Here is a 22,414-nt window from a genome sequence, read left to right on the forward strand (position 1 = left end):
CACCCTGGAACCCATCGACCGGATGCCTCTGAGGTGTGCGTGCCCGTCGCCCACCGGATCGGCGAGGAGGGCAAGGGCCGGACGTACCTGAGCGGCGCGCTCGGAATGGAGCGCATCGGAGTCTTCCTCATCGGGCACATTCGCCGCTGCCTGGAGGAGGTCGTCACGCTGGCCCCGGTGCCCCACCCGGACGGCCGCGAGCAGTTCGACTCGCCCGCCGTCCGTCAGGAACTGGCTGGCGCCCAGGTGGTCCTCAAGCCGAGGCGTCGGGATGCGTTGTTGCGGCGCGCGTTTAACGGGCTCGTGCACCGAAGGTGCGATCGGAGCGTGCCTGGGCTGTGAAAGATGCTCAGCAGACGAGACGCTGAGACGTGCTCTCGCAAATGCGTCTGGTCGCCGAGGTTGTCCTCGGGCCGGGCCTCGAAGGTTGCACCGGAGCCGTCCTGTCCGAGGAGCTTGCCCGCCGCAAGGCGCTGGATCGTATCTCACGCCACTCAGCGCGACTCTTCGCCCTGAGCAACCTCGACCTGATGGTGGAAGGTGAGCGAGCCGACTGTTCCAGCGGTGACGGAGAGGACCGCGCAGCAGGCGAGCAGGACAGCGATCCACTGCGTGGCGCGTTGTGGGCGCGGGACGGGGCCGAGGAGGGCGGCGACCCGTTGCGGGACGGGGCCGGCGGTGGCCGCGGGGGCGAAGTCCGGGCGACTGGAGGCGGCGGGTGCCGCGTGTCCGGCCAGGGCGGCGCGGGCGATGGCCCGGGCGGTCAGGCGCCGGTCCCCGGTGGCCCGGGCAGCGGATTCGTCGGCGGCACGTTCGACGGCGAGGCGGATGGCGGTGCGGGTGGTGCGCAGGGCGGGGTGGCAGTGGGCGGCGAGCTCGGCCGCGGCGAGGAGGTAGTGGTGGCGGCCCTGGTTGTGGGCGCGTTCGTGGGCGAGGAGGGCGTCGCGCTCGGCGGCGTCCAGGCTGCGCAGCATCGCGGTGGTGACGACGATCCGGTGCGGGCGGCCGGGCAGGGCGTACGCATCGGGGTGGGGGGATTCGATGACGCAGAGGTCGCCGGTGGTGGGGCGGTGGTCGGCTTCACGGGTGGCCGTACGGAAGGCGCGCAGTTGCCGCAGGGCCCAGCGGGTCAGTGTCCAGGTGCTGACGGCGAGCGCGCCCAGGGCCGCAGCGGACACCGGCAGGACGAGCAGTCCCGAGGGCGCGGGCAGGGGGTGGATGAGCTCGGCGAGCGCGGCCAGGCCGGGCAGGGTCAGCAGTCCCGTGAGCACGAGGGTGCCCAGCGCGATGACCGAGGTGCCGGCCAGGACGAGGGCGCTCGTGGTGAGGACGTACAGCGCCGGGACGGGGGCCAGACGCTGGACGGCGTGCCGGGCCAGCGGCCGGGCCGCGAACGGCAGCGCGAGCGGCACCAGGAGCAGAAGGAGCGGGATCACGAGTCCTCGCCTTCGAGGAGTTGGCGCAGCAGCTGCTCGTCGTGCGGCGTGAGCTGGGCGACGAAGCGGGCCAGGACCGATTCGCGGTCATCGTCCCGGTCGAGTTCGGTGTGCATACGTCGCGCGGTCAGCCCCGGTGCGTCCTGCACCGGGAAGTACGCGAAGCCGCGCCCTTGGCGGTCGCGTCTCACCACGCCTTTCTCGTGCAGCCGGGTGAGGATCGTCGTCACCGTGGTCCGCGCGAGCCCGCGCGCGAGGTCGCTCTGCACCTGGCCCGGGGTGAGCGGGCCGTCGGCTGCCCACAGGGTGGCCATGACGGCGGCCTCGAGTTCGCCCGCCGGGCGGCGTTCATCGTTGCTGTCGGTGCCCGTCATGGAACTCTCCCCACCTCGCTATCGTCTACAGTCAAGTAGACCGTCTACAGGATTGTAGTCGACCGCCGGATGTCGCTGCGCGGCTTTCGTCCGATCATGACCAGAATGCGAGGGCTCACGGCGATGACCCCAGCCATCCATCTATCGTCGCAGCTCGCTGTCAATGTGCTGGATGCCCGGTCTCTGCTGTCCGCCTTCGGCGTGGTGGGGGTGGCGGTGGTGCTGTTTGCGGAGACCGGCCTGCTGATCGGGGTCTTCCTGCCCGGCGACTCCCTGCTGTTCACGGCTGGCTTGCTCGCCACCGGCAGCAAGGGCGGGCTCCATCTGCCGCTCGGCCCGCTCCTGTTGGCGGCCGCCGCCGGCGCGCTGGTCGGCGCGCAGACCGGCTATCTGCTCGGCCGCAGAGGCGGCGGGGCGCTGCTTGCTCGCAGCCGCTCGCGCCGGCTGCACGAGGGGGCGCGGCGGGCCGAGGAACTCCTGCAGCGCTACGGGTACGGCAAGGCGGTGGTCCTGGCCCGGTTCGTGCCGGTGGTGCGCACCGTCCTCAATCCCATGGCCGGGGCGCTGGGAGTACCGGTGCGCACGTTCACCCTGTGGCAGGTGGTCGGCGGCCTTGGCTGGTCGCTGGGACTGACATTGGCCGGGTATGCCCTCGGCTCGTCCGTTCCCAACGTGGACCGCTATCTGCTGCCGCTGGTCGCACTGATCGTGGTGGTATCGCTGCTGCCGCTCGCCGCCGAGCTGTACCGCGCGCGCCGGGCCGCGAAAGCCGCCGCTGTGAGGGAGGTTCAGGGGTGATCGCGGCCTTTGGCGGGGCGTCGGTCGACGGCTCCGTGTACAGGGATGTGGTGCATCTTGCCGGGCGTGCGCCGGGCTGGCTGGACACAGCGGCCACGCTCTGGTCGGCATACGGGCTCGGGCTGTTCGCCGTCCTCATGGTCTGGGGGTGGTGGCGGGCGCGCCGGGCGGGCGCCGAGGCCGCACTGACGGCGCTGGCCGTGCCGGCCCTGGTGATCGTGGCCTGCGCCGTGGACCTGCTGGTGAAGTCGGCGGTGCGTGAGGCCCGGCCCTGCCGGAGCCTGCATCTGGCGACGCTGGAAGCGTGTCCGGCGCCAGGTGACTGGTCCTTCCCGAGCAATCACGCGGCCATCGCCGCAGCCGCTGCGGTGGCGCTGTGGTTCGTCTCCCGGCGCCTCGGCGTCCTCGCCGGCGTCGCGGCGCTGGTCATGGCGGCGTCCCGGGTGTGGGTGGGTGCGCACTACCCGCACGATGTCGCGGCGGGGGCCGCCGTCGGGGCCGCTGTCGCCTGGGCGGGCATGCTCGTCCTGCGGCGCTGTCCGCTGCTGGCGCGGCGCCTTGCCGCCTCCCGGCTGCGCCCGCTCCTGCTTGCGGCGTCATGAAGCGGCAGGACGCCGCGGATCTGGCGGGCAGTGTCGGGCTCGGCGCCTGGGCCGCCTTCGGCCTTCTGGCCATGCTCGTGATCGGCCACGACGGCGCTCCTCTGTCCCCGGACGACCAGGTGCTGGCCTGGTCCCTGCACCACCGCTCCGACCATCTGGTGGCTCTCGCGCGCGGGGTGACCGCGACCGGGACCGGTGTCGTCCCCTACGTCCTGGTCGTCCTGGCGGGCCTTCTTGCCGGGCGCTCGGTGCGGCAGCGGCTGGCCGCCGTCGCGCTCGGGGTGTTCTGCCTCGCCGCGGGACAGGCCCTGCGTTACGGCGTGATGCTGCTCGTGCAGCGGCCACGGCCACCGCATGCCGACTGGGCGACGCATGCCTCCGGGTGGTCCTTCCCTTCCGGGCACACCACCACGGCCGCCCTGGCCGCGATCGTGGTCAGTGTCGCACTACGCGTCCGAGTACCACGGGGCCACGCGCTGCTGACGGGCGTGGTCCCGCTGTGGGGGCTCGCGGTCGGCCTGACCCGGGCCGAGCTGGCGGTGCACTGGTGCACCGACGTGCTCGGCGGCTGGCTGTTCGCCATCGGCTGGAGCGGGCTGTGCCTGTGCGCCGCATCCTGGTGGCTGCCCGAGCAGTTCATCCCCCGTATGCCGCACACGGCAGCCGATCCGGCGGAGGGTCATGCCCGACAAGATCCTGATTGTTGAGGACGATCACGCGCTTCGCGACGTACTGCTGCGCGGGCTGCGGGAGGAGGAGTTCGAACCCCTGCCCGCCCCGGACGGGACCACCGCGCTGCGCCTGGCCTCCACGGACATCGCCGCCGCCGTGCTCGATGTCGGGCTGCCCGACGCGGACGGCCGCGACGTATGCCAGGCGATGCGGGCGAACGGACTCACCTTCCCCGTCCTCTTCCTGACCGCCCACCACCGGCTGCCCGACCGGCTGTCCGGGTTCTCGGCGGGCGGCGACGACTATCTGCCCAAGCCGTTCCACCTCGCCGAACTCATCGCCCGGCTGCGTGCGGCGCTGCGCCGCGCCACCCCGGCACAGGCCGTCACCGCCGGCGATCTGACGCTGGACGCGGTGCGGCACCGGTGCACCGTCGAGGGCAGCGAACTCGCCCTGACACCCACGGAGTTCCGCCTCCTGGCCGCGCTCATGGCCGCGTCGGGGGACGTGGTGACACGCCGCGACCTGGTCCGGGCCGCCTGGCCGGACGGCGCCCGGGTCAGCGACAACACCCTCGACCAGTACCTGACCCGGCTGCGCCGCAAACTGCGCCAGGCCGGCAGCGCGCGCACCGTCAAGACGGCCCGCGGGATCGGCCACCGCCTGTCATGACAGCGCCACCGCTCCTCGCACCCCACACCCTGCGCGGGCGCCTGTCCCTGGTGGCACTCACCAGCGCCGCCCTCCTGATCACAGTGCTCACCGTCGCGTTCAACATGGTGGCCCGACAGCACCTCCAGCACCAGGCCGACGACGACCTGCGCACCCGCGCCGCCGCCGTCGCCACCACCGTCGACACGAGCGGACCCGCCATACGGGTCCACGAAGGCGCCCACGACGACCTCCTCGACAGCAACGTATGGATCTACGCGGGAACCCGCCTCATCGAGCAGCCCCCCAACGCCACCGCCGACAACCCCCTCGGCCACACCGCCCGCACCCTGGCCACCAACGGCGGACCGGGCTGTGCCACCACCGGCGGACCGCGCCCGGTACGCCTGTGCACACTGCGCCTGCCGGGCCGCACGGGCATCGTCACGGCCGCCGATCTGACGCCGTACCAGAGTTCGGCGGACACCCTCCTGTACGGCTCACTCGCCCTGGACACCGTCATGCTCGCCTGCACCTACGCCCTGACCCGCCTCGCCGTCGACCGCGCACTGCGCCCCGTCGGCGCCATGACCGACCAGGCCACCCAGTGGGGCGCCGTCACCACCGGGCAGCGCTTCGGATCGGCCCACCTGCCCGCCGAACTCGCCCGTCTGGGCACGTCGTTGGACGCACTGCTCGACCGCACTCGCGCGCTGCTGCGCCACGAGCAGCAACTCACCGCGGAACTCTCCCACGAGCTGCGCACCCCGCTCAGCCGGATCATCGCCGAACTCGACTGGTGGCAGACCCGCCCCCGAACGGCCCACGACACCCGGGCCACCCACCTGGTGATCTCACAAGCGGCCGCGTCCATGCACACCATCTGCGACACCCTGCTGCGGGACGCCCGCGAGGTCCTGCCCGCCGCCCCCGGCACCGCCCTGACGCTGCCCACACTGCGCCGGACCGTCCACCAGCTGAACCTCCCGGACCACGTGACACTCGCCGTAACCAGCCAGGACCCGCACCTCCAAGCCGGCATCGGCGCGGCCCTGCTCGAACGCATCGTCAGCCCCCTGCTGGCCAACTCCATGCGCCACGCCCGCTCCCAGGTGTCGGTGCACGCCCGACACGACGCCGACGGCGTGCACATCGACGTCACCGACGACGGCCCAGGCGTCCCGCCCGCCTTCGCCGGGGACCTCTTCGTACCCGGCCGACGCGCCGAACCCACCGACGGACACGACGGAGCGGGCCTCGGCCTGCCGCTCGCGCGGCGCCTGGCCCGCTCCGTGGGCGGCGACGTGCACTACGACGAACAGCACACGCCCGGAGCCCGGTTCACCGTGCGACTGCCACCCGCATGACCGTCTGCCCGTCTGCCCGTCTGCCCGAACCGACCGTGCGAGCACAGGGACGGACGCTCACGCGGCCCGGGGGGAGCGCCGCTCCGACTCGGTGACGTCCTTGTGGGTGAAGGCGAGGAAGACGACGAGGGCGAGGATCACCGCCAGGAACAGGACACTGGTCACCACCGTTCCCAGGCCGAGCCCTCCGTCCCCCGCCGGCTGGGAAAGGTAGTCGCCCAACGAGGCGCCCAGCGGGCGGGTCAGCACGTAGGCGATCCAAAAGCTCCACACCGCGTTCAGGCCGAGCGCGAAGTGCACGACGGCGACGGCGGCGATAGCCAGGGCGAACAGCACCGCGGAGAGCCAGTAACCCACCGCCATCCGCTCGGCGACCAGGTCGCCGGCGGCGGTGCCGAGCGCAAAGGTGAACAGCACCGCAAGCCAATAGAATCCCTCGCGGCGCACCGTGTCGATGCTGTGGATGGACAGGGTCCGCTCGCTGCGGTGCCAGAGGGCGAAGACGACGGCCAGGCACAGGGCGAACACCGTGGTGCTGGTCTCCAGCGGCACCCCGAGGTTGTCGGTGAGGTTGTCGCTGACCAGCGTGCCGACGATGCTGATCAGGGCGACCGCCGACCAGTAGACCCCCGCACGGTAGGCGCTGGTGCGGAACTGGACGACGAGCACGAGTGCGAGCAGCACGCTCATGAGTAGCGAGACGCCACTCAGACCGAGTCCCAGTTTCTCGTTGAGGAGGTCGGCAGCGGTCTCGCCGACCGTGGTGCACAGCACCTTGATGATCCAGAAGTAGGCGGTGACCTCGGGCACCTTGTTCCAGCGCAGGCGGCGGCCGCGCGCCACCGCACTCGCGTGGGGGACGGATGAGCTCTCGGAGAGTTCGGATGTCATGGGCGCCGAGGCTGCCAGGCGGAACCTGAACGCATCCTGACTGCCGCGCGGCCCGGCCCACGCACCACACCGGCCACGCGCAGGATGACGCTCATGAACTCCCCTGCCGAGCGGGCCACCCACCTGCTGCGCAAGCGCCTCGGGTGGGCCGTGTCTGCCGCCTACCTCGCCGCGCTCCTCCTGCCGGGCCCCGGGATCTGGCTACGCCACCCGCACACCCTGCCAACAGCGCCACAGCACGCGCTGCCCGTGCACACCACCGTCTGGCTGCTGGCCCTGGTCCTCTTCTCCGCCGGACTCCAAGTCCCGGCACGGTCCTTGACGCGGATACTGCGCCGCCCCGCCATCCTGCTGCCCGGCCTCGCCCTGCACCTCGCGGCACCGCTGCTGATCATCCCGCCCGTAGTGCTCCTGCCGCGTCACTCCCCGGATACTGACGGCGGCAGCGGCCTGGTCACCGCGATGATCCTGATCGTCGCGATGCCGGTCGCAGCCGGCGCCACCGTGTGGACCGGTAAAGGGCAGGGAGACCAACCGACCATGGTGGGCCTGGTCTTGGCCTCCACTCTGCTCAGCCAGCTCACCATCCCGCTGACCGTGACAGTCCTCGCCCCACTGCTCGGCGGCGGCTACGCCACCACGCTGGCCTGGGCCGGACAGAGCCTGCACGACGGGTTCGCGTTCACCACGGTCGTACTGCCGTGCGCTGCCGGCCTGCTGTGCCGACTGCTGCTGCCGGGCCCGTGGGCGGAGCAGTTCGTGGCGACTGTCGTGCACGTCGCGATGGTGGGTTCGCTGCTGACCTACGTCAACGCCAGCGGCGCACTGGGCTCGTTCCTCGCCCACCCGCGCCCGCTGCTGTTCGCCGCGGCCCTCACGGTGCCCACCCTGGTGTGCGCCTTCTCGTTCCTGCTCGGACGCCTCGCTGCCCGCGCCCTCCACCTGGACGCTCCCGTGGCCTCTTCCCTCACGCTCGCCTGCGGCATGAACAACAGCAGCGCCAGCGCCGCCCTACTGACCACCGCACTGCCCGACAAGCCGCACCTGCTCCTGCCTGTCCTTGCGTACGGGCTGCTGCAGAAGACAGCAGCGAACCGGGTGATGCGCCTAGCGGCCCGGCCCGTGCCCTGCACCGGCACGGCCTGACCGAACATGGAAACGCGACCCCTGCTGCTTGCATGAGGGCTCGCGTGATCAAGAACGTGGCCCCTGGGAAAATCAGCGTTCCCAGGAGCCACTCGCGCGCTGCCGGGCGAACCCTCGCCGCACAGAGAGTGCTCCGGTGGCCCGCACAAGACGAGGCCGTACGACCCATCCGAGACGAGATCGCGAGCCACATCGTGGCACTGGTTTCGCGTCGCCCGGCGTGGCGGCGAAATGGTTAACCCGGCAATGGGCATCCTGCACCCTTCCGAAACGCTGCGCTCCGGCGAACCAATGTCTGTGTTCGCGAAGTGAGGGTTTAACGATCCGGGCAGGGAGAGTTTTTAGTGCAGTGAGTAGAGCGAGATTAGTTCGTACCCGCGGTCCGCCATGGCGTGCTACTGTCGTCTCAGTTGCAGTTGTGGTTCCCGAAAACTTCAAGTGCTCCTGGCCGCATACTGCGGTAGGGGCACTTTTGTATGACCGGTCATTTCCGGGCGGGGTAATCATCGCGGCGACACAATGTCCGCACAGTGCGGATATCCGTTGTACTGCCCCAAAGGAGATTGACTTGACTACTGGCACCGTGAAGTGGTTCAACGCGGAAAAGGGTTTCGGCTTCATCGAGCAGGACGGTGGCGGCGCTGACGTGTTCGCCCACTACTCGAACATCGCCGCCCAGGGCTTCCGCGAGCTGCTCGAAGGCCAGAAGGTGAACTTCGACATCGCGCAGGGCCAGAAGGGCCCGACGGCCGAGAACATCGTTCCCGCCTGACGCTCACGCGCACTTTGCAGCTGGGGCCCGCATCCTTCGGGGTGCGGGCCCCAGTTGCAGGCATTTCCCGCAGTGATTCCACCTGCGGGCGGCTCGGATAGCATCCGCTCACTATTTACAGTCGACGCCCCGGGTGAGATCTCCTCGTCGCGTCACTCATTTTCAGCGCCTGCGCCCGCCTGGATTATCCGTCGGCCAGATCCGCTTTCGCTTTCACTGTCGGTCCATTTCTTGTGATTCTCTGCGCCGCTCATCGCCGGAAGAATTCCTTGATATGCGCCGCATCGAGGAAGGTTCCGCATGAACCGCACACGTACAAACGACCGATCCGCCCGCACCCGTAATGGCGGTGGCGGCGCCAATTCCGGTGGCGGAAACCGGAGCAGGTCCGGTCGGCCGGCCCGGTCCGGTGGCTACGGCCGTCGGCCCGCCGCCGTGCAGGGTGAGTTCGCGCTGCCCAAGACGGTCACCCCGCCTCTGCCCGCCGTGGAAGGCTTCGCCGATCTCGGCATGCCCGCGCCGCTGCTGGCCGAGCTCGGCAGGCAGGGTGTGGCCGCCCCCTTCCCGATTCAGGGCGCGACGCTGCCGAACTCCCTGGTCGGCCGTGACGTCCTCGGCCGCGGGCGCACCGGCTCCGGCAAGACCCTCGCCTTCGGCCTCGCCCTTCTCTCCCGGACTGCCGGGCAGCGCGCCGAGCCCCGCCAGCCGCTGGGGCTGATCCTGGTCCCCACCCGCGAGCTCGCCCAGCAGGTGACCGACGCACTCACTCCGTACGCCCGTGCTGTCAGGCTTCGACTGACCACGGTCGTGGGCGGCATGTCGATCGGCAGGCAGGCCGGCGCGCTGCGCGGTGGGGCCGAGGTCGTCGTGGCGACCCCGGGGCGGCTCAAGGACCTCATCGACCGTGGCGACTGCCGCCTGAACCAGGTGGGCATCACGGTGTTGGACGAGGCCGACCAGATGGCCGACATGGGATTCATGCCGCAGGTCACCGCACTCCTGGACCAGGTGCGCCCCGAGGGGCAGCGCATGCTGTTCTCCGCCACTTTGGACCGCAACGTGGATCTGCTGGTGCGCCGCTACCTGATGGACCCGGTCGTGCACTCGGTGGATCCCTCGGCCGGTGCGGTCACGACGATGGAGCACCACGTGCTGCACGTCCACGGCGCCGACAAGCACACGGCCACCACCGAGATCGCCGCCCGCGACGGCCGCGTGATCATGTTCCTGGACACCAAGCACGCCGTCGACCGGCTGACCCAGGACCTGCTCAACAGCGGTGTACGGGCCGCCGCGCTGCACGGCGGGAAGTCCCAGCCCCAGCGCACCCGCACCCTGACGCAGTTCAAGACCGGGCACGTCACCGTGCTCGTGGCCACCAACGTCGCCGCCCGCGGTATCCACGTCGACAACCTCGACCTCGTCGTCAATGTGGATCCGCCGACCGACCACAAGGACTACCTGCACCGCGGCGGTCGCACCGCCCGTGCCGGTGAGTCCGGCAGCGTCGTCACCCTGGTCACCCCCAATCAGCGCCGCGGCATGATCCGCCTCATGTCGGACGCCGGGATCCGCCCGCAGATCACCCAGGTCCGCTCCGGCGAGCAGGAACTGCACCGCATCACCGGCGCCCAGGCCCCCTCCGGCATCCCGGTCGTCATCACCGCGCCGGTGGCCGAACGTCCCAAGCGCGGCACTGCCTCCCGCGGCCGTCGTCGCCCCGCTTCCGCGGCGCGACGTGCTTCCGCGCCGCAGCGGTTTGCCGTCGACGCCGCTGCCTAGAGACCTTCGTGATCAGAACACTGGCCACCCTTTGCCGGAGGCACCTTTTGACGCTGGTACAGATGCAGTCCCGCCCGATGAGCGGCGACCCCGTGCGCGGGCCCTTGGCCGACACCGTTGCCCGCACCATCGAGGAAGCCGGGCCGCGGGTCTGGGACGACATGACGGTCGAGGTCGCCCTGTGCAGCATGATCCGCCGCTGCACCATCTGGCGGAGCCAGCATGCCGCCGACGACCGCCTCCGCAAGGTCGTGAACAGGGCGAACGTTGCCTGATGCGGCACTAGCTCGGTGCATGGCTGGTCGCCGCAGGGAAGGTGAGGACCATGGTCAGGCCGCTGCCGGGTGTGTCCTCGGCTTCCAGGGTGCCGCCCATGGCCTCGGCGAAGCCGCGGGCGACCGCGAGGCCGAGGCCCATTCCGGCGCCGCGCGGGGTGTCCCCGTATTTCTGGAAGGGCTCGAAGATGCGCTCCTTGGCCTCGTCGGGAACGCCCGGCCCACAGTCCATCACCCGGAGTTCGACCCGGTCGGCGAGGGCACTGGCCGATACCAGCGCTGGTTCCCCGGCGGGGCTGTACTTGACGGCGTTCTCGACGAGGTTGGCGACCGTCCGCTCCAGCAGCCCCGGATCGACGGCGACCATCGGGAGGTTCTCGGGGAGTACCAGTTCCACGCTGTCCTCGGGTACGCCGCGCAGCGCCATCGGCACCACTTCCTCCAGGTTGACCTCGCGGATCAGCGGGACGACCGTGCCGGTTTGCAGGCGGGAGATGTCCAGCAGGTTGCCCACCAGGTTGTCCAGGCGGTCGGCGCCCTCTTCGATCGTGGCCAGGAGCTCGACTCGGTCCTCCTCGGACCATTCCACGTCGTCCGAGCGCAGGCTGGAGACCGACGCCTTGATTCCCGCCAGGGGCGCACGCAAGTCGTGGCTGATAGCGGCCAGCAGGGCGGTGCGGATGCGGTTGCCCTCGGCCAGTTCCTTGATCTCGTCGGCCTCGGACTGCAGGCGCTGTCGGTCCAGGACCACGGCGGCCTGGGCCGCGAAGGCGGCCAGGACGCGGCGGTCCTCGGCGGGCAGGACCCGGCCGGAGAGCGCGAGAGCCATGTGGTCGCCCATTGGCATGTCGACATCGGCATCCTCCGGGCGGTCGATGGAGGGGCTGGGACCTACGCTGTCTGTGCAGGTCCACGGCGCGACGTCGCTCTCGCGCTCAAGCACGGCGACCGCTTCCATGCCGAAGGTCTCACGGACCCGCTCCAGGAGGGCATCGAGGCTGGTGTCTCCGCGCAGCACGCTTCCGGTCAGGAAGGAGAGGATTTCCGACTCGGCGCGCAGCCGGGCTGCCTGGTGGGTGCGCCGCGCCGCCAGGTCGACCACGGAGGCCACCGAGACCGCGACCGCGAAGAAGACGGCGATGGCGACGATGTGCTCGGGGTCCGCGATGGTCCAGGTGTGGACGGGCGGGGTGAAGAACCAGTTCAGCAGCAGGGAGCCGGCGGTTGCGGAGGCGAGGGCCGGTAGCAGGCCGCCGAGCAGCGCGGATCCGACCGTGAGTGTCAGGAACAGCAGGACGTCGTTGGTCAGCCCGGGGCCTGTGCGGATGTGGGTGAGGAGGAGGGTCAGGAGAAGGGGTCCTGGCACTCCCAGCAGCCAGCCGGAAATGATCCGCGCCCGTCCCAGCCGGACACCGCGTGCCACAGGTAGCCCGCGGCCCCTGCCCGCCGCGTCGTGGGTGACGATGTGGACGTCCAGGTCCGGCCCGGAGTCCCGGGCCACGGTGGCGCTCACGCCGGGCCCGAAGGTGTACTGCCATGTCTTGCGCCGGGAGACGCCGAGGATGATCTGGGTGGCGTTCACCCCGCGTGCGAAGTCGAGGAGCGAGGAGGGGATGTCGTCGCCGAGCACGTGATGGAAGGTGCCGCCCAGCTCCTCCACCAGGGTGCGCTGCGCCGCCAGCTCCTCCGGGGAGGCCGGGGCGAGCCCGTCGCTGCGGGCGATGTGAACCGCGAGGACCTCGCCGCCCGCGCCCTTCTCGGCGAGGCGGGCGGCGCGGCGGATGAGCGTCCTGCCCTCGGGGCCGCCGGTGAGCCCGACGACGATCCGCTCGCGTGAACCCCAGATCTTGGCGACGTGGTGCTCGCTGCGGTATTCGGTCAGGTATTCGTCCACGCGGTCGGCCACCCACAGCAGTGCCAGCTCGCGCAGGGCGGTCAGGTTGCCCGGCCGGAAGTAGTTCGACAGGGCCGCGTCGATCCTGTCGGGTTTGTAGATGTTGCCGTGTGCCAGCCGTCGGCGTAGCGCCTGGGGCGACATGTCGACCAGTTCGATCTGGTCGGCGCGCCGCACCACGTCGTCGGGGATGGTCTCCTGCTGCCGTACGCCGGTGATCGACTCCACCACGTCGCTCAGCGACTCCAGGTGCTGGATGTTGATCGTGGAGATCACGTCGATGCCCGCCGCGAGCAGTTCCTCGATGTCCTGCCACCGTTTGGTGTTTCGCGAGCCCGGGATGTTGGTGTGGGCGAATTCGTCGACCAGGGCGATGGCCGGGGCGCGTTCCAGGACGGCGTCCACGTCCATCTCGGTGAAGACGCTGCCTCGGTATTCCAGCTCCTTGAGGGGAGTCTGTTCAAGACCGTGCAGCAGTTCCTCGGTGCGCGGCCGGTCGTGACGTGCCACGAAGGCGACCACGCAGTCGGTGCCGCGCTCCACGCGGCGGTGCGCTTCGGACAGCATCGCGTACGTCTTGCCGACGCCCGGTGCGGCGCCGAGGTAGATACGAAGCTTGCCGCGTGCCATCGTCTCGTCTCTGCTGTCGTACGTGGTCAGGGCTGCGGCCGGGCGGGGTCACCCGTCGAAGCGGCAGCCTCGCCCCGGCTCGGTCATGAGGTAGTGGGGGTGGGACGCGTCAGCTTCCAGTCTGTGCCCGACCGTGTCCGCATACACCCGGAGGTAATCGGTCTCGTTGCTCCGGCAACGCGCCCCGGACCTCCTGGAGCAGCTGCTCCTGCATGACGAGACTCAGGGGCCGGTCACCAGCATCTCGGACCGATGCCATTCGGCAGGCATCAGGCGCACCTGACGTCCGAGGCCCATGGCGTTCTTGGCGACCAGGTCGAGGGCGAAGTAGTCATCCGTCGTGACCGGCGTCGTTCCCTGCGAGGGCGGCAGGTTCTGGGTGCGGCTGACGGTGACGCGAACCGGGCCAGGATTCCGTTCATGCTGAACGGCTGGGTGATGTCGTCGGGGCCCGCGTCAAGCGCGGCGGCCTTCCCCTCGGAGGCGCGGCGGGCGGACAGACGAGGACCTGTACGCGGGTCCGGCCGTGCAGGACCAGTGATGACCTCGACACCGTCCACGTCGGAAGGCCCCGGTCGAGAGAGACGATGTCCGGCTGACGCGCGGCGGCGAACCGGAGCGCGGTGGTGCCGTCGGAGGGGTACGTCACCCCCCGTAGTGGCGGACCCGCGCGTTGGTCACGAGCGCCGTTACGAGCCAGGGGCGTACACGATCGGCACCCGGTCGACGGTGCGCGTCCTTCCTGTCGTCCGCCGGGGGAACGGTCTGTGCGGGCCTCAAGGCGGCGGGGGCCGACCGGTCAGGGGTGTCTCCCGGCCCGCCGGTTCCCGCACGGTTCGCATAAAACGCCTCAGCGCTTCGCCGCGAGGTCCTTGAGCGCGAGGTTGACTTCGAGGACGTTGACCTGGGGCTCCCCGAGGAAGCCCGCGGTACGGCCGTCGGTGTGGTCGTCGACCAGCTTCTTCACCTGCTCGAAGCTCACCCTGTTCGCCTTCGCCACCCGCTTGACCTGGATTTCTGCGTATGCCGGGGAAATACCCGGGTCGATGGCGGAGGCCGAGCCGGTGACCGCGTCCTTGGGTACCGCGGACTGCGGTACGTCGTTGAATTCGGCTACCTGCTTCTTGGCCGCCTTGACGTTCTTGACGAGCGTCGGGTTGCTGGCACCGAGCTGGCTGGAGCCTGTGGACAGCGGATCGTAGCCGCTGTTCGACGGGCGGCCCTGGAACCACTTCGGGTCCGGCTTGTCACTGCCTTTGATGTTCCAGCTCTGGCCGATCAGCTTCGAGCCGACCTCCTTGCCGTCGGCCTTCACCATCGAGCCATTGGCCTTGTCGTGGAAGGCGAGCTGCCCGATGCCCGTGACCGCCAGCGGGTAGAGGATGCCGGTCACGACAGTGAGGACCAGCAGCATGCGCAGGGCGGCCCACGACAACCGCGCGGCGCTCCTGACGGAGTTGTTCATGACAGTCAGCCGATCCCGGGGATAAGAGAGATGAGCAGGTCGATGAGTTTGATGCCGATGAAGGGGACGATCAGTCCGCCCAGGCCGTAGACGCCGAGGTTGCGCCGCAGCATCCGGTCGGCGCTCAGCGGCCGGTAGCGCACGCCCCTGAGGGCGAGCGGGACCAGCGCGACAATGATCAGCGCATTGAAGATGACCGCGGACAAAATGGCGGACTCCGGCGAGGCCAGGCCCATGATGTTGAGCTTGTCGAGCGAGGGGTAGGCCACGGCGAACATCGCCGGGATGATCGCGAAATACTTGGCGATGTCGTTGGCGATGGAGAACGTCGTCAACGCGCCCCGGGTGATCAGCAGCTGCTTGCCGATCTGCACGATCTCGATGAGCTTGGTGGGGTTGGAGTCGAGGTCGACCATGTTGCCGGCCTCCTTGGCGGCCGACGTACCCGTGTTCATCGCTACGCCCACGTCGGCCTGCGCCAGCGCGGGCGCGTCGTTCGTGCCGTCGCCGGTCATCGCGACAAGCTTCCCGCCCGCCTGCTCCCGTCTGATCAGCGCCATCTTGTCCTCGGGGGCCGCCTCGGACAGGAAGTCGTCGACGCCCGCCTCGTCCGCGATCGCCTTGGCGGTCAGCGGGTTGTCACCCGTGATCATGATGGTCTTGATGCCCATCCGGCGCAGTTCCTCGAACCGCTCCCGCATTCCCTCCTTGACCACGTCCTTGAGGTGGATGATGCCCAGCACACGGGCGCCGTGTGAGTCTTCGACGGCGACGACCAGCGGGGTGCCGCCCGCATGGGAGATGCCGTCGGTCAACTCGTGGACGTCCGCGGCGAGTTCGCCGCCGCGCTCGGTGACCCAGGCGTTGACCGCACCGGCCGCGCCTTTGCGGACCTTGCGTCCGGCCCCGTGCTCGGTGGTGTCGACACCGCTCATTCGGGTCTGAGCGGTGAAGGCGACCCACTCGGCCTGCGTCAGCTCGCCCCGGTGCCGCTCGCGCAGTCCGTACTTCTCCTTGGCCAGTACCACGATCGAGCGGCCCTCGGGGGTCTCGTCGGCCAGCGAGGACAGTTGGGCGGCATCGGCCAGCGCAGCCTCGGTGACGCCCCCGACGGGCACGAACTCGGCGGCATGCCGGTTTCCGAGCGTGATGGTGCCGGTCTTGTCCAGCAGCAGCGTCGAGACGTCGCCGGCCGCCTCGACTGCCCGGCCGGACATCGCCAGGACATTGCGCTGGACCAGCCGGTCCATGCCTGCGATGCCGATCGCGGACAGCAGAGCACCGATCGTCGTGGGAATCAGGCAGACCAGCAGCGCGGTGAGCACGATCAGCGAGGTCTGCCGGTCGGCCCCGGCGTAGATCGCGAACGGCTTCAGCGTGACGACAGCGAGCAGGAAGATGATGGTCAGGGAGGCGAGCAGGATGTTCAGCGCGATCTCGTTGGGCGTCTTCTGCCGTGCGGCGCCCTCGACCAGGTTGATCATCCGGTCGATGAAGGTCTCACCCGGCTTCGTCGTGATCTTGACGACGATGCGGTCGGAGAGCACCTTCGTCCCGCCGGTGACGGCGCTGCGGTCGCCGCCCGACTCCCGGATGACCGGGGCCGACTCGCCCGTGATCGCCGACTCGTCCACCGACGCGACCCCTTCGACGACGTCACCGTCGCCGGGGATGATGTCGCCGGCTTCGCAAACCACCAGATTCCCGATTGCCAGCTGCGTGCCGGGCACCTCCACTTCGGTCTTGCCGTCCTGGGACAGCCGGCGCGCGACCGTGTCGGTCTTCGCCTTGCGCAGGGTGTCCGCCTGGGCCTTGCCGCGCCCCTCGGCCACCGCCTCCGCCAGACTCGCGAAGACGACGGTCAGCCACAGCCAGGCGGCGATGGCCCAGCCGAACCAGTCACCCGGGTCCTTGACAGCCAGCAGGGTGGTGGCCACCGAGCCGACCAGCACCACGAACATCACGGGCGCCTTGATCATCAGCCGCGGGTCGAGTTTGCCGAAGGCATCCGGCAACGACTTCCACAGTTGCTTCGGATCGAACAGCCCGCCGCTGACCCGTCCCTCGGTCTCATGGCCGGTAGGTGCGTCCTGGTGGGGCGCGAGGGTGCCCGTCGCGGTGGGTGTGGAGTCCTGCTTCTTCACGGCGGCCTTCTGTGAGTTGTTGATCATGCCGCCAATCCCTCCGCCAGCGGCCCCAGCGCCAGGGCCGGGAAGAACGTCAGACCGGCAACGATCAGGATCACTCCGACCAGCAAGCCCGTGAACAGCGGTTTCTCAGTACGCAGAGTGCCCGCGGACTCCGGGACCGGGGCCTGCTCGGCCAGCGAACCAGCCAGCGCCAGGACGAACACCATGGGCAGGAACCGTCCCAGCAGCATGCTCAGGCCCAGCGTCGTGTTGAAGAACTCCGTGTCCGCGCCGACGCCCGCGAACGCGCTGCCGTTGTTGTTGGAGGCCGAGGTGTAGGCGTAGAGAACCTCGGAGAAGCCGTGTGCCCCGACGTTGGTCATGGCCTCCTTGCCGTTGGGCAGAGCCATCGCGACCGCGGTGCCGATCAGCACCAGTGCCGGGGTGATGAGGATGTAGCAGGCCGCCAGCTTGATCTGACGGGTACCGATCTTCTTACCCAGGTACTCGGGAGTGCGACCGACCATCAGACCCGCGATGAACACCGCGATGATCGCCATGATCAGCATGCCGTACAGGCCCGAGCCCACACCGCCGGGCGCGATCTCGCCGAGCATCATGCCCAGCAGCAGCACACCGCCCGAAAGCCCGCTGAAGGAATCGTGGAAGGAGTTGACCGACCCGGTCGACGTCATCGTCGTGGAAACCGCGAACAGCGACGACGGGCCCTCGCCGAACCGCTGCTCCTTGCCCTCCATCGCCCCGCCCGCAATCTGCGAGGCGGTGCCCGGGTGGGCGTACTCGATCCAGGTGACGGCGACCACGCCGAGACACCAGATGAAGGCCATCGCCGCCACGATCGCGTAGCCCTGCCTGACGTTCCCGACCATCTTGCCGAAGGCGCGCGGCAAGGAGAACGGGATCACCAGCAGCAGGAAGATCTCCAGCAGGTTGGTGAAGCCGTTGGGGTTCTCGAACGGGTGCGCGGAGTTGGCGTTGAAGTAGCCACCACCGTTGGTTCCCAGATCCTTGATGGCCTCCTGCGAGGCGACTGCGCCGGGGCTGATGGCCTGCTTGTCACCGGTGAGAGTGGTGAGTGTGTGGATGTCGCCGAAGTTCTGGACGGCGCCCGCCGCGACCAGGAGCACCGCCGCGACCACGGCGACCGGGATCAGGACGCGGACGGTGCCGCGCACGAGGTCAGCCCAGAAGTTGCCCAGGTCCCCGGTGCGGGAGCGGGCGAAGCCGCGCACCAGCGCCACCGCCACCGCCATCCCGACGGCAGCCGAGACGAAGTTCTGAACGGCCAGCCCGGCCGTCTGGGTGACGTGGCCCATCGCCGCCTCGCCCGAATACGACTGCCAGTTGGTGTTGGAGACGAAGGACGCGGCAGTGTTGAACGCCTGATCCGGCGTGATCGGCTTGAACCCCAGCGACAGCGGCAGCTTGTCCTGCACCCGCTGCAGCACGTAGAGGAAGAGCACGCCAACGGCCGAAAAGGCCAGCACCCCGCGCAGGTAGGCGGGCCAGCGCATCTCCGCATCAGGGTTCGCACCGACTGATCGGTAGAGCCACTTCTCGGCCCGCAGGTGCTTCTTGGACGAGTAGACGGCGGCCATGTAATCACCGAAGGGACGGTGCAGCAGCGCGAGCGCCCCGATCAGGGCGGTCACCAGGAGCACATCCGCAAGAACGGGACTCATCGGCGCGCTCAGAACCTCTCCGGGAAGGCGAGGGCGACGACCAGATAGCCCAGCAGAGCGACTGCCACCACCAAGCCGACGATGTTCTCGGCGGTCACAGCTTCGCCACCCCCTTGGCGACAAGCACCATCAGCGCGAACACCGCGATAATGGCGATGACGAAGGCCACGTCGGCCATCGCGAGCTCCTAGGAGAGATTGAAAAGGCAATCGGACAGTGCGATCCAACCGTTCCAGTGGCTGGACTTGACCGCGCTTGACGCCTCCCACGCGGCGGCCCAGACAGCTTTGACGCGTCACTTACGGGTATCTCCGCCACACTCCGGGAATCACCCGCCCGCCCCTCGGGCGCGGACCGTCCAGGTGAACCATCACAACCCCGGAAGCACAGTCGGCAGAGCATGGCGTCCGCCTCTCGCCGCGCCGCGCGGCCCACGGACGATCACGAAGCCTCGACTGCGGCACGGGCTGGATCGGGCAGAGCGCCTGTCGCGGTCCCGCCGCTCGTACCATCTGATGCACCGTCCCAAGACATCCGCGCCTCCCTCGCACTCCCCCAGGCGAGAGTGGCCACCGCGCCAGCCGATCCGGGCTGCTCGGCCCCGGCGTGCCGTGCTGGGCCTCGGCGGGGCCACTGCCAACGGCCGCAGCAGCCACAGTGGGAGAGCGACAGGCAGAAAGAGACCGCCCGAATACGGGTCCCGTGCCGATTCGTTTCGCGCACGCGCAGACGCGGCGGCGATCGCACGCATCCACATGGCTTCTCGGGTGGAGACGATGCCGTACCTGCCCCCGCAGAAGCGCAGCCACGACCAGGTCGCTCGGTGGGTCAAGGATGTCCTGCTCAAGTACCGCCCCCGGCCCCCGCACCGTGCCCGCGGCGGCGGGTCCCGGCCAGGACACGGTCCTGACGGCCTTGGCGAGCCCCCGGGTGTCGGTCCCGCGCTACGCAAGCCCTCGGCAGGTGAGGAGGGGCGACGGGGCTCGACATCATGACGGCCAGGGGCAGGCGTCGCGCGGGCCGGCCACCGAGGTCTGTCACGGCCGGTAGATCATTTCGATCAGGCCAGCGGCAATCAGAACCCATGCCCCGATGCCCGGCAGCCACAACGAGTCGCTGAGAGCACCGGCGGTGACCAGAACCGCGGCGGCCAGGAACAGCTCGTACTCGATGCGCCGCATGCCGCCGTCGGGGTCTTTCACGCGGCCGCCTGTGCGCCCGGTAGGGACCGGTGAGGGGGGGCGGACGGGCGCTGTTTCGGGGGCGCGTGACGCAAGCCTAGACACGGCAGAGGGCAGGGTCCGATGTCGAGAACGGTGTGGGTGTTGTCTATCGTCTTCCAGTGCGAATATTCGTGGTGCCTGCCCGCGGAGCGGAGGGCTTGTGGTGGTGACGCGGCGGTGGCCGCGTCTTCGGCATCCGGCGCAGGTGGTCGTGGCCGGCTTCGCCATGGCGATCGCGGCCGGGACCGGTCTGCTGATGTTGCCGGTGGCCAAGGCCGGGCCGGGCGGTGCCAATGCTGTGGAGGCGTTGTTCACCTCGACCTCCGCGGTGTGTGTGACCGGTCTGGTCGTGGTGGACACTCCCGGCTACTGGAGCGGGTTCGGACAGGCGGTGATCGTGGCGCTCATCCAGGTGGGCGGCTTCGGCATCATGACCTTCGCCTCCCTGCTGGTTCTGCTTGTCTCCCACCGCATCGGCCTCAGAGCGCGTCTGACTGCCGCGGCGGAGACCAAGACGATAGGGCTGGGTGATGTCCGCGCGGTCGTGACCGGTGTGGTCAAGGCCAGCCTGCTGCTGGAGGCGGTCACCGCGCTGGTGCTGGCCCTGCGGTTCGCCACCGCTTACGACGAGTCCTGGCCGCGGGCGGTGTGGCTGGGCGTTTTCCACGCCGTCTCGGCGTTCAACAACGCCGGATTCGCCCTGTACTCCGACAATTTGATGGGCTTCGTAACCGATCCATGGATCTGCGTGCCCATCGCGCTGGCGGTCATCGCCGGTGGGCTGGGCTTCCCCGTGCTGTTCGAGCTGCGCCGCCGATTCCGCAAGCCGCGCGGCTGGTCTCTCCACACCAAGATCGTGCTGTGGGCCTCTGGTGTCTTCCTGGTCGGCGGCAGCGCCTTCATCACCGCGATCGAATGGTCCAACCCCGCCACCCTGGGCCCCCTGGACGTGCCCGGGAAACTGCTGGCCGGGTTCTTTCAGGGCGTCATGCCGCGCACCGCCGGGTTCAACAGCATCGACACCTCCCAGATGAACCCCGCAAGCTGGCTGGGCACGGACGTGCTGATGTTCATCGGCGGCGCCAGCGCCGGCACCGCCGGCGGTATCAAGGTCACCACCTTCGCCGTGCTGTTCTTCGTCATGTACGCCGAGGTCCGCGGCGAGGGCGCAGTCAACCTCTTCAACCGCCGCTTGCACGGTGACCTTCAGCGTCAGGCCCTGACCGTGGTGCTGCTGTCCGTGGCCGCCGTCGCCATCTCCACCCTGGCCTTCATGGTCTTCACCGACTACAGCCTGGACCAGTCACTGTTCGAGGTCACCTCCGCCTTCGCCACCGTTGGCCTGTCCACCGGCATCACCGCCGACCTGCATCCCGGCTTGCAGATGCTGCTTGTCGCTTTGATGTTCATCGGCCGGCTCGGCCCCATCACCGTCGCCTCCGCGCTCGCCCTGCGCAGCCGCGTCCGCTTGTACGACCTTCCCGAGGAGCGACCCGTCATTGGCTAGGAAGACCACCCCCAAGAAACGGCACACGGGCCCGGAGGGCTCCGTCGTCGTCATCGGCCTGGGCCGCTTCGGCCGCGCCCTGGCCCTGGAACTCATCGACGAAGACACCGAAGTCCTCGGCATCGACGAGAACGCCGAAGTCGTCCAAGCCCTCTCCGGCTCCCTCACCCACACCGTGCGGGCCGACTCCACCAAGGAGGATGCCCTGCGCCAGCTGGGTGTCCACGAGTTCGACCGCGCCGTCGTCTCCATCGGCACCGACCTTGAAGCCAGCATCCTCACCGCCTCGCTGCTGATCTCCTTCGGCATCGAGAGCGTCTGGGCCAAAGCCACCAGCGAAGCCCACGGCCGCATCCTCACCCAAATCGGCGTCCACCACGTCGTCTACCCCGAACACGACATGGGCCAGCGCGTCGCTCACCTTGTACGGGGCCGCATGCTCGACTACATCGAATTCGAAGACGACTTCGCCATGGTCAAAACCAGCCCGCCCGCCGGCATCATCGGCCTCCCCCTGTCCAGCAGCGCCGTCCGCTCCCGCTACGGCATCACCGTCGTCGCCATCAAACGCCCCGGCGAAGGCTTCACCTACGCCACCCCCGAAACCGTCGTGGAAGCAGACGACACCATCATCGTCGCCGGACGCACCCGAGCAACCGAACGCTTCAGCGAACTCCAGTAAGGCCGCCCCCGCCCGCCGTCGACCCGGACCTGCCGAGCGCGGTCATCCGCATCGGATACGCTGCTCGATCCTCGGCCAGGAACTCGACTAGGACTTGTCCGGCCGATCATGTGACTAGTCCGCCCGGGTCGTTGACGTGGGCACGGGGCGAGGGGCCCCTCCAGCTGACAGAGCTCGACCGCTACACGTGACGGGACGCCGCACACGGCGCAGCGGATCGGGACACAGCAGCCCTTCTGTCTCAAGTTCAGCCCAGTCCGCAGCGATCGAGTGCAGCACGAACCTGGTTAAGACGTCATCTCATTTGGCTCGGTAGGCTTTCGGTTGTGGTCTCGATCGTTGAGCGGCTGGTGCCGGATGAGTTGTGGGAACTGTTCCAGCGGGTGGTCCCGGAGGCTCCGTCGAGACCGCAAGG

21 protein-coding genes are annotated in these 22,414 nt (G+C 69.4%); 12 read left to right on the forward strand and 9 right to left on the reverse strand.

What is annotated here, in order from left to right; genetic code table 11:
- Positions 1-39: 39 nt before the first annotated feature.
- Entirely contained in the window at positions 40-342 is a 303-nt protein-coding gene (locus ABD339_RS04405) for an acyl-CoA dehydrogenase family protein (protein WP_344562252.1), read from the forward strand.
- A gap of 152 nt (positions 343-494) precedes the next feature.
- Here ABD339_RS04405 and ABD339_RS04410 read toward each other — a convergent pair whose 3' ends face one another.
- Together ABD339_RS04410 and ABD339_RS04415 are read right to left on the reverse strand one after the other, a co-directional pair.
- Positions 495-1,436 carry a M56 family metallopeptidase gene (locus ABD339_RS04410; RefSeq protein ID WP_344562254.1) on the reverse strand — a complete coding sequence of 314 codons (942 nt, stop codon included), beginning with the start codon at positions 1,434-1,436 and terminating at the stop codon, positions 495-497.
- Positions 1,433-1,810, reverse strand: coding sequence for a BlaI/MecI/CopY family transcriptional regulator (locus ABD339_RS04415; protein ID WP_344562256.1), 378 nt, complete (start codon positions 1,808-1,810; stop codon positions 1,433-1,435). The genes ABD339_RS04410 and ABD339_RS04415 overlap by 4 nt, the downstream gene beginning before the upstream one ends.
- 123 nt (positions 1,811-1,933) lie before the next feature.
- Between ABD339_RS04415 and ABD339_RS04420 the strand changes: the two genes are divergently transcribed.
- Genes ABD339_RS04420 through ABD339_RS04440 form a run of 5 tightly spaced genes read left to right on the forward strand, consistent with a single transcriptional unit; the run spans position 1,934 to position 5,900 of the window.
- Positions 1,934-2,608 carry a DedA family protein gene (locus ABD339_RS04420; protein WP_344562365.1) on the forward strand — a complete coding sequence of 225 codons (675 nt, stop codon included), beginning with the start codon at positions 1,934-1,936 and terminating at the stop codon, positions 2,606-2,608.
- A complete protein-coding gene (locus tag ABD339_RS04425) occupies positions 2,605-3,210 on the forward strand; it encodes a phosphatase PAP2 family protein (protein ID WP_344562258.1) in 606 nt (201 codons plus the stop codon). The genes ABD339_RS04420 and ABD339_RS04425 overlap by 4 nt, the downstream gene beginning before the upstream one ends.
- Positions 3,207-3,917, forward strand: a complete 711-nt coding sequence (locus ABD339_RS04430) for a phosphatase PAP2 family protein (protein WP_344562260.1) — start codon at positions 3,207-3,209, stop codon at positions 3,915-3,917. Before ABD339_RS04425 ends, ABD339_RS04430 begins: the two co-directional genes overlap by 4 nt.
- A complete protein-coding gene (locus tag ABD339_RS04435; protein WP_344562262.1) occupies positions 3,892-4,554 on the forward strand; it encodes a response regulator transcription factor in 663 nt (220 codons plus the stop codon). Before ABD339_RS04430 ends, ABD339_RS04435 begins: the two co-directional genes overlap by 26 nt.
- On the forward strand, positions 4,551-5,900 hold the full coding sequence (locus tag ABD339_RS04440) for a sensor histidine kinase (protein ID WP_344562264.1): 1,350 nt from the start codon (positions 4,551-4,553) through the stop codon (positions 5,898-5,900). The genes ABD339_RS04435 and ABD339_RS04440 overlap by 4 nt, the downstream gene beginning before the upstream one ends.
- A 57-nt stretch (positions 5,901-5,957) precedes the next feature.
- Here the strand turns inward: ABD339_RS04440 and ABD339_RS04445 are convergent, their stop codons facing one another.
- Positions 5,958-6,791 carry a COG4705 family protein gene (locus ABD339_RS04445; RefSeq protein ID WP_344562266.1) on the reverse strand — a complete coding sequence of 278 codons (834 nt, stop codon included), beginning with the start codon at positions 6,789-6,791 and terminating at the stop codon, positions 5,958-5,960.
- A gap of 93 nt (positions 6,792-6,884) precedes the next feature.
- Between ABD339_RS04445 and ABD339_RS04450 the strand changes: the two genes are divergently transcribed.
- The 4 genes from ABD339_RS04450 to ABD339_RS04465 all read left to right on the forward strand — a co-directional run bounded on the left by ABD339_RS04450 (position 6,885) and on the right by ABD339_RS04465 (position 10,766).
- Positions 6,885-7,937 carry a bile acid:sodium symporter family protein gene (locus ABD339_RS04450; protein ID WP_344562268.1) on the forward strand — a complete coding sequence of 351 codons (1,053 nt, stop codon included), beginning with the start codon at positions 6,885-6,887 and terminating at the stop codon, positions 7,935-7,937.
- Between the two features lie 568 nt (positions 7,938-8,505).
- Positions 8,506-8,709, forward strand: a complete 204-nt coding sequence (locus ABD339_RS04455; RefSeq protein ID WP_344562270.1) for a cold-shock protein — start codon at positions 8,506-8,508, stop codon at positions 8,707-8,709.
- Between the two features lie 300 nt (positions 8,710-9,009).
- Entirely contained in the window at positions 9,010-10,491 is a 1,482-nt protein-coding gene (locus tag ABD339_RS04460; RefSeq protein WP_344562272.1) for a DEAD/DEAH box helicase, read from the forward strand.
- Between the two features lie 62 nt (positions 10,492-10,553).
- Entirely contained in the window at positions 10,554-10,766 is a 213-nt protein-coding gene (locus ABD339_RS04465) for a hypothetical protein (RefSeq protein ID WP_344562273.1), read from the forward strand.
- A gap of 7 nt (positions 10,767-10,773) precedes the next feature.
- On the opposite strand, the gene ABD339_RS04470 is transcribed toward ABD339_RS04465, so the two are convergent.
- The 6 genes from ABD339_RS04470 to ABD339_RS04495 form a co-directional block, all read right to left on the reverse strand.
- Positions 10,774-13,290 (reverse strand): sensor histidine kinase, encoded by a 2,517-nt coding sequence (locus ABD339_RS04470; RefSeq protein WP_344562274.1) that lies wholly within the window; start codon positions 13,288-13,290, stop codon positions 10,774-10,776.
- A gap of 850 nt (positions 13,291-14,140) precedes the next feature.
- Complete coding sequence (kdpC, locus tag ABD339_RS04475) at positions 14,141-14,755, reverse strand: potassium-transporting ATPase subunit KdpC (protein ID WP_344562276.1); 615 nt, start codon at positions 14,753-14,755, stop codon at positions 14,141-14,143.
- A gap of 5 nt (positions 14,756-14,760) precedes the next feature.
- The gene (kdpB, locus tag ABD339_RS04480; RefSeq protein WP_344562278.1) at positions 14,761-16,926 is read right to left on the reverse strand and encodes a potassium-transporting ATPase subunit KdpB; all 2,166 of its coding nucleotides are present in this window, start codon (positions 16,924-16,926) and stop codon (positions 14,761-14,763) included.
- Positions 16,923-18,587, reverse strand: a complete 1,665-nt coding sequence (gene kdpA / locus ABD339_RS04485) for a potassium-transporting ATPase subunit KdpA (RefSeq protein ID WP_344562280.1) — start codon at positions 18,585-18,587, stop codon at positions 16,923-16,925. Before kdpA ends, kdpB begins: the two co-directional genes overlap by 4 nt.
- An 8-nt stretch (positions 18,588-18,595) precedes the next feature.
- Positions 18,596-18,685, reverse strand: coding sequence for a K(+)-transporting ATPase subunit F (gene kdpF, locus ABD339_RS04490; protein ID WP_344562282.1), 90 nt, complete (start codon positions 18,683-18,685; stop codon positions 18,596-18,598).
- A gap of 939 nt (positions 18,686-19,624) precedes the next feature.
- Positions 19,625-19,789 carry a hypothetical protein gene (locus ABD339_RS04495; protein ID WP_344562284.1) on the reverse strand — a complete coding sequence of 55 codons (165 nt, stop codon included), beginning with the start codon at positions 19,787-19,789 and terminating at the stop codon, positions 19,625-19,627.
- 187 nt (positions 19,790-19,976) lie between these two features.
- Between ABD339_RS04495 and ABD339_RS04500 the strand changes: the two genes are divergently transcribed.
- Both ABD339_RS04500 and ABD339_RS04505 read left to right on the forward strand, forming a co-directional pair.
- Positions 19,977-21,317 carry a TrkH family potassium uptake protein gene (locus ABD339_RS04500; RefSeq protein ID WP_344562367.1) on the forward strand — a complete coding sequence of 447 codons (1,341 nt, stop codon included), beginning with the start codon at positions 19,977-19,979 and terminating at the stop codon, positions 21,315-21,317.
- Positions 21,310-21,999 carry a potassium channel family protein gene (locus ABD339_RS04505; protein WP_344562286.1) on the forward strand — a complete coding sequence of 230 codons (690 nt, stop codon included), beginning with the start codon at positions 21,310-21,312 and terminating at the stop codon, positions 21,997-21,999. Before ABD339_RS04500 ends, ABD339_RS04505 begins: the two co-directional genes overlap by 8 nt.
- Positions 22,000-22,414: the final 415 nt, after the last annotated feature.

It is taken from the genome of Streptomyces axinellae (genome assembly GCF_039532135.1).
GTDB classification, from domain to species: Bacteria; Actinomycetota; Actinomycetes; order Streptomycetales; family Streptomycetaceae; genus Streptomyces; species Streptomyces axinellae.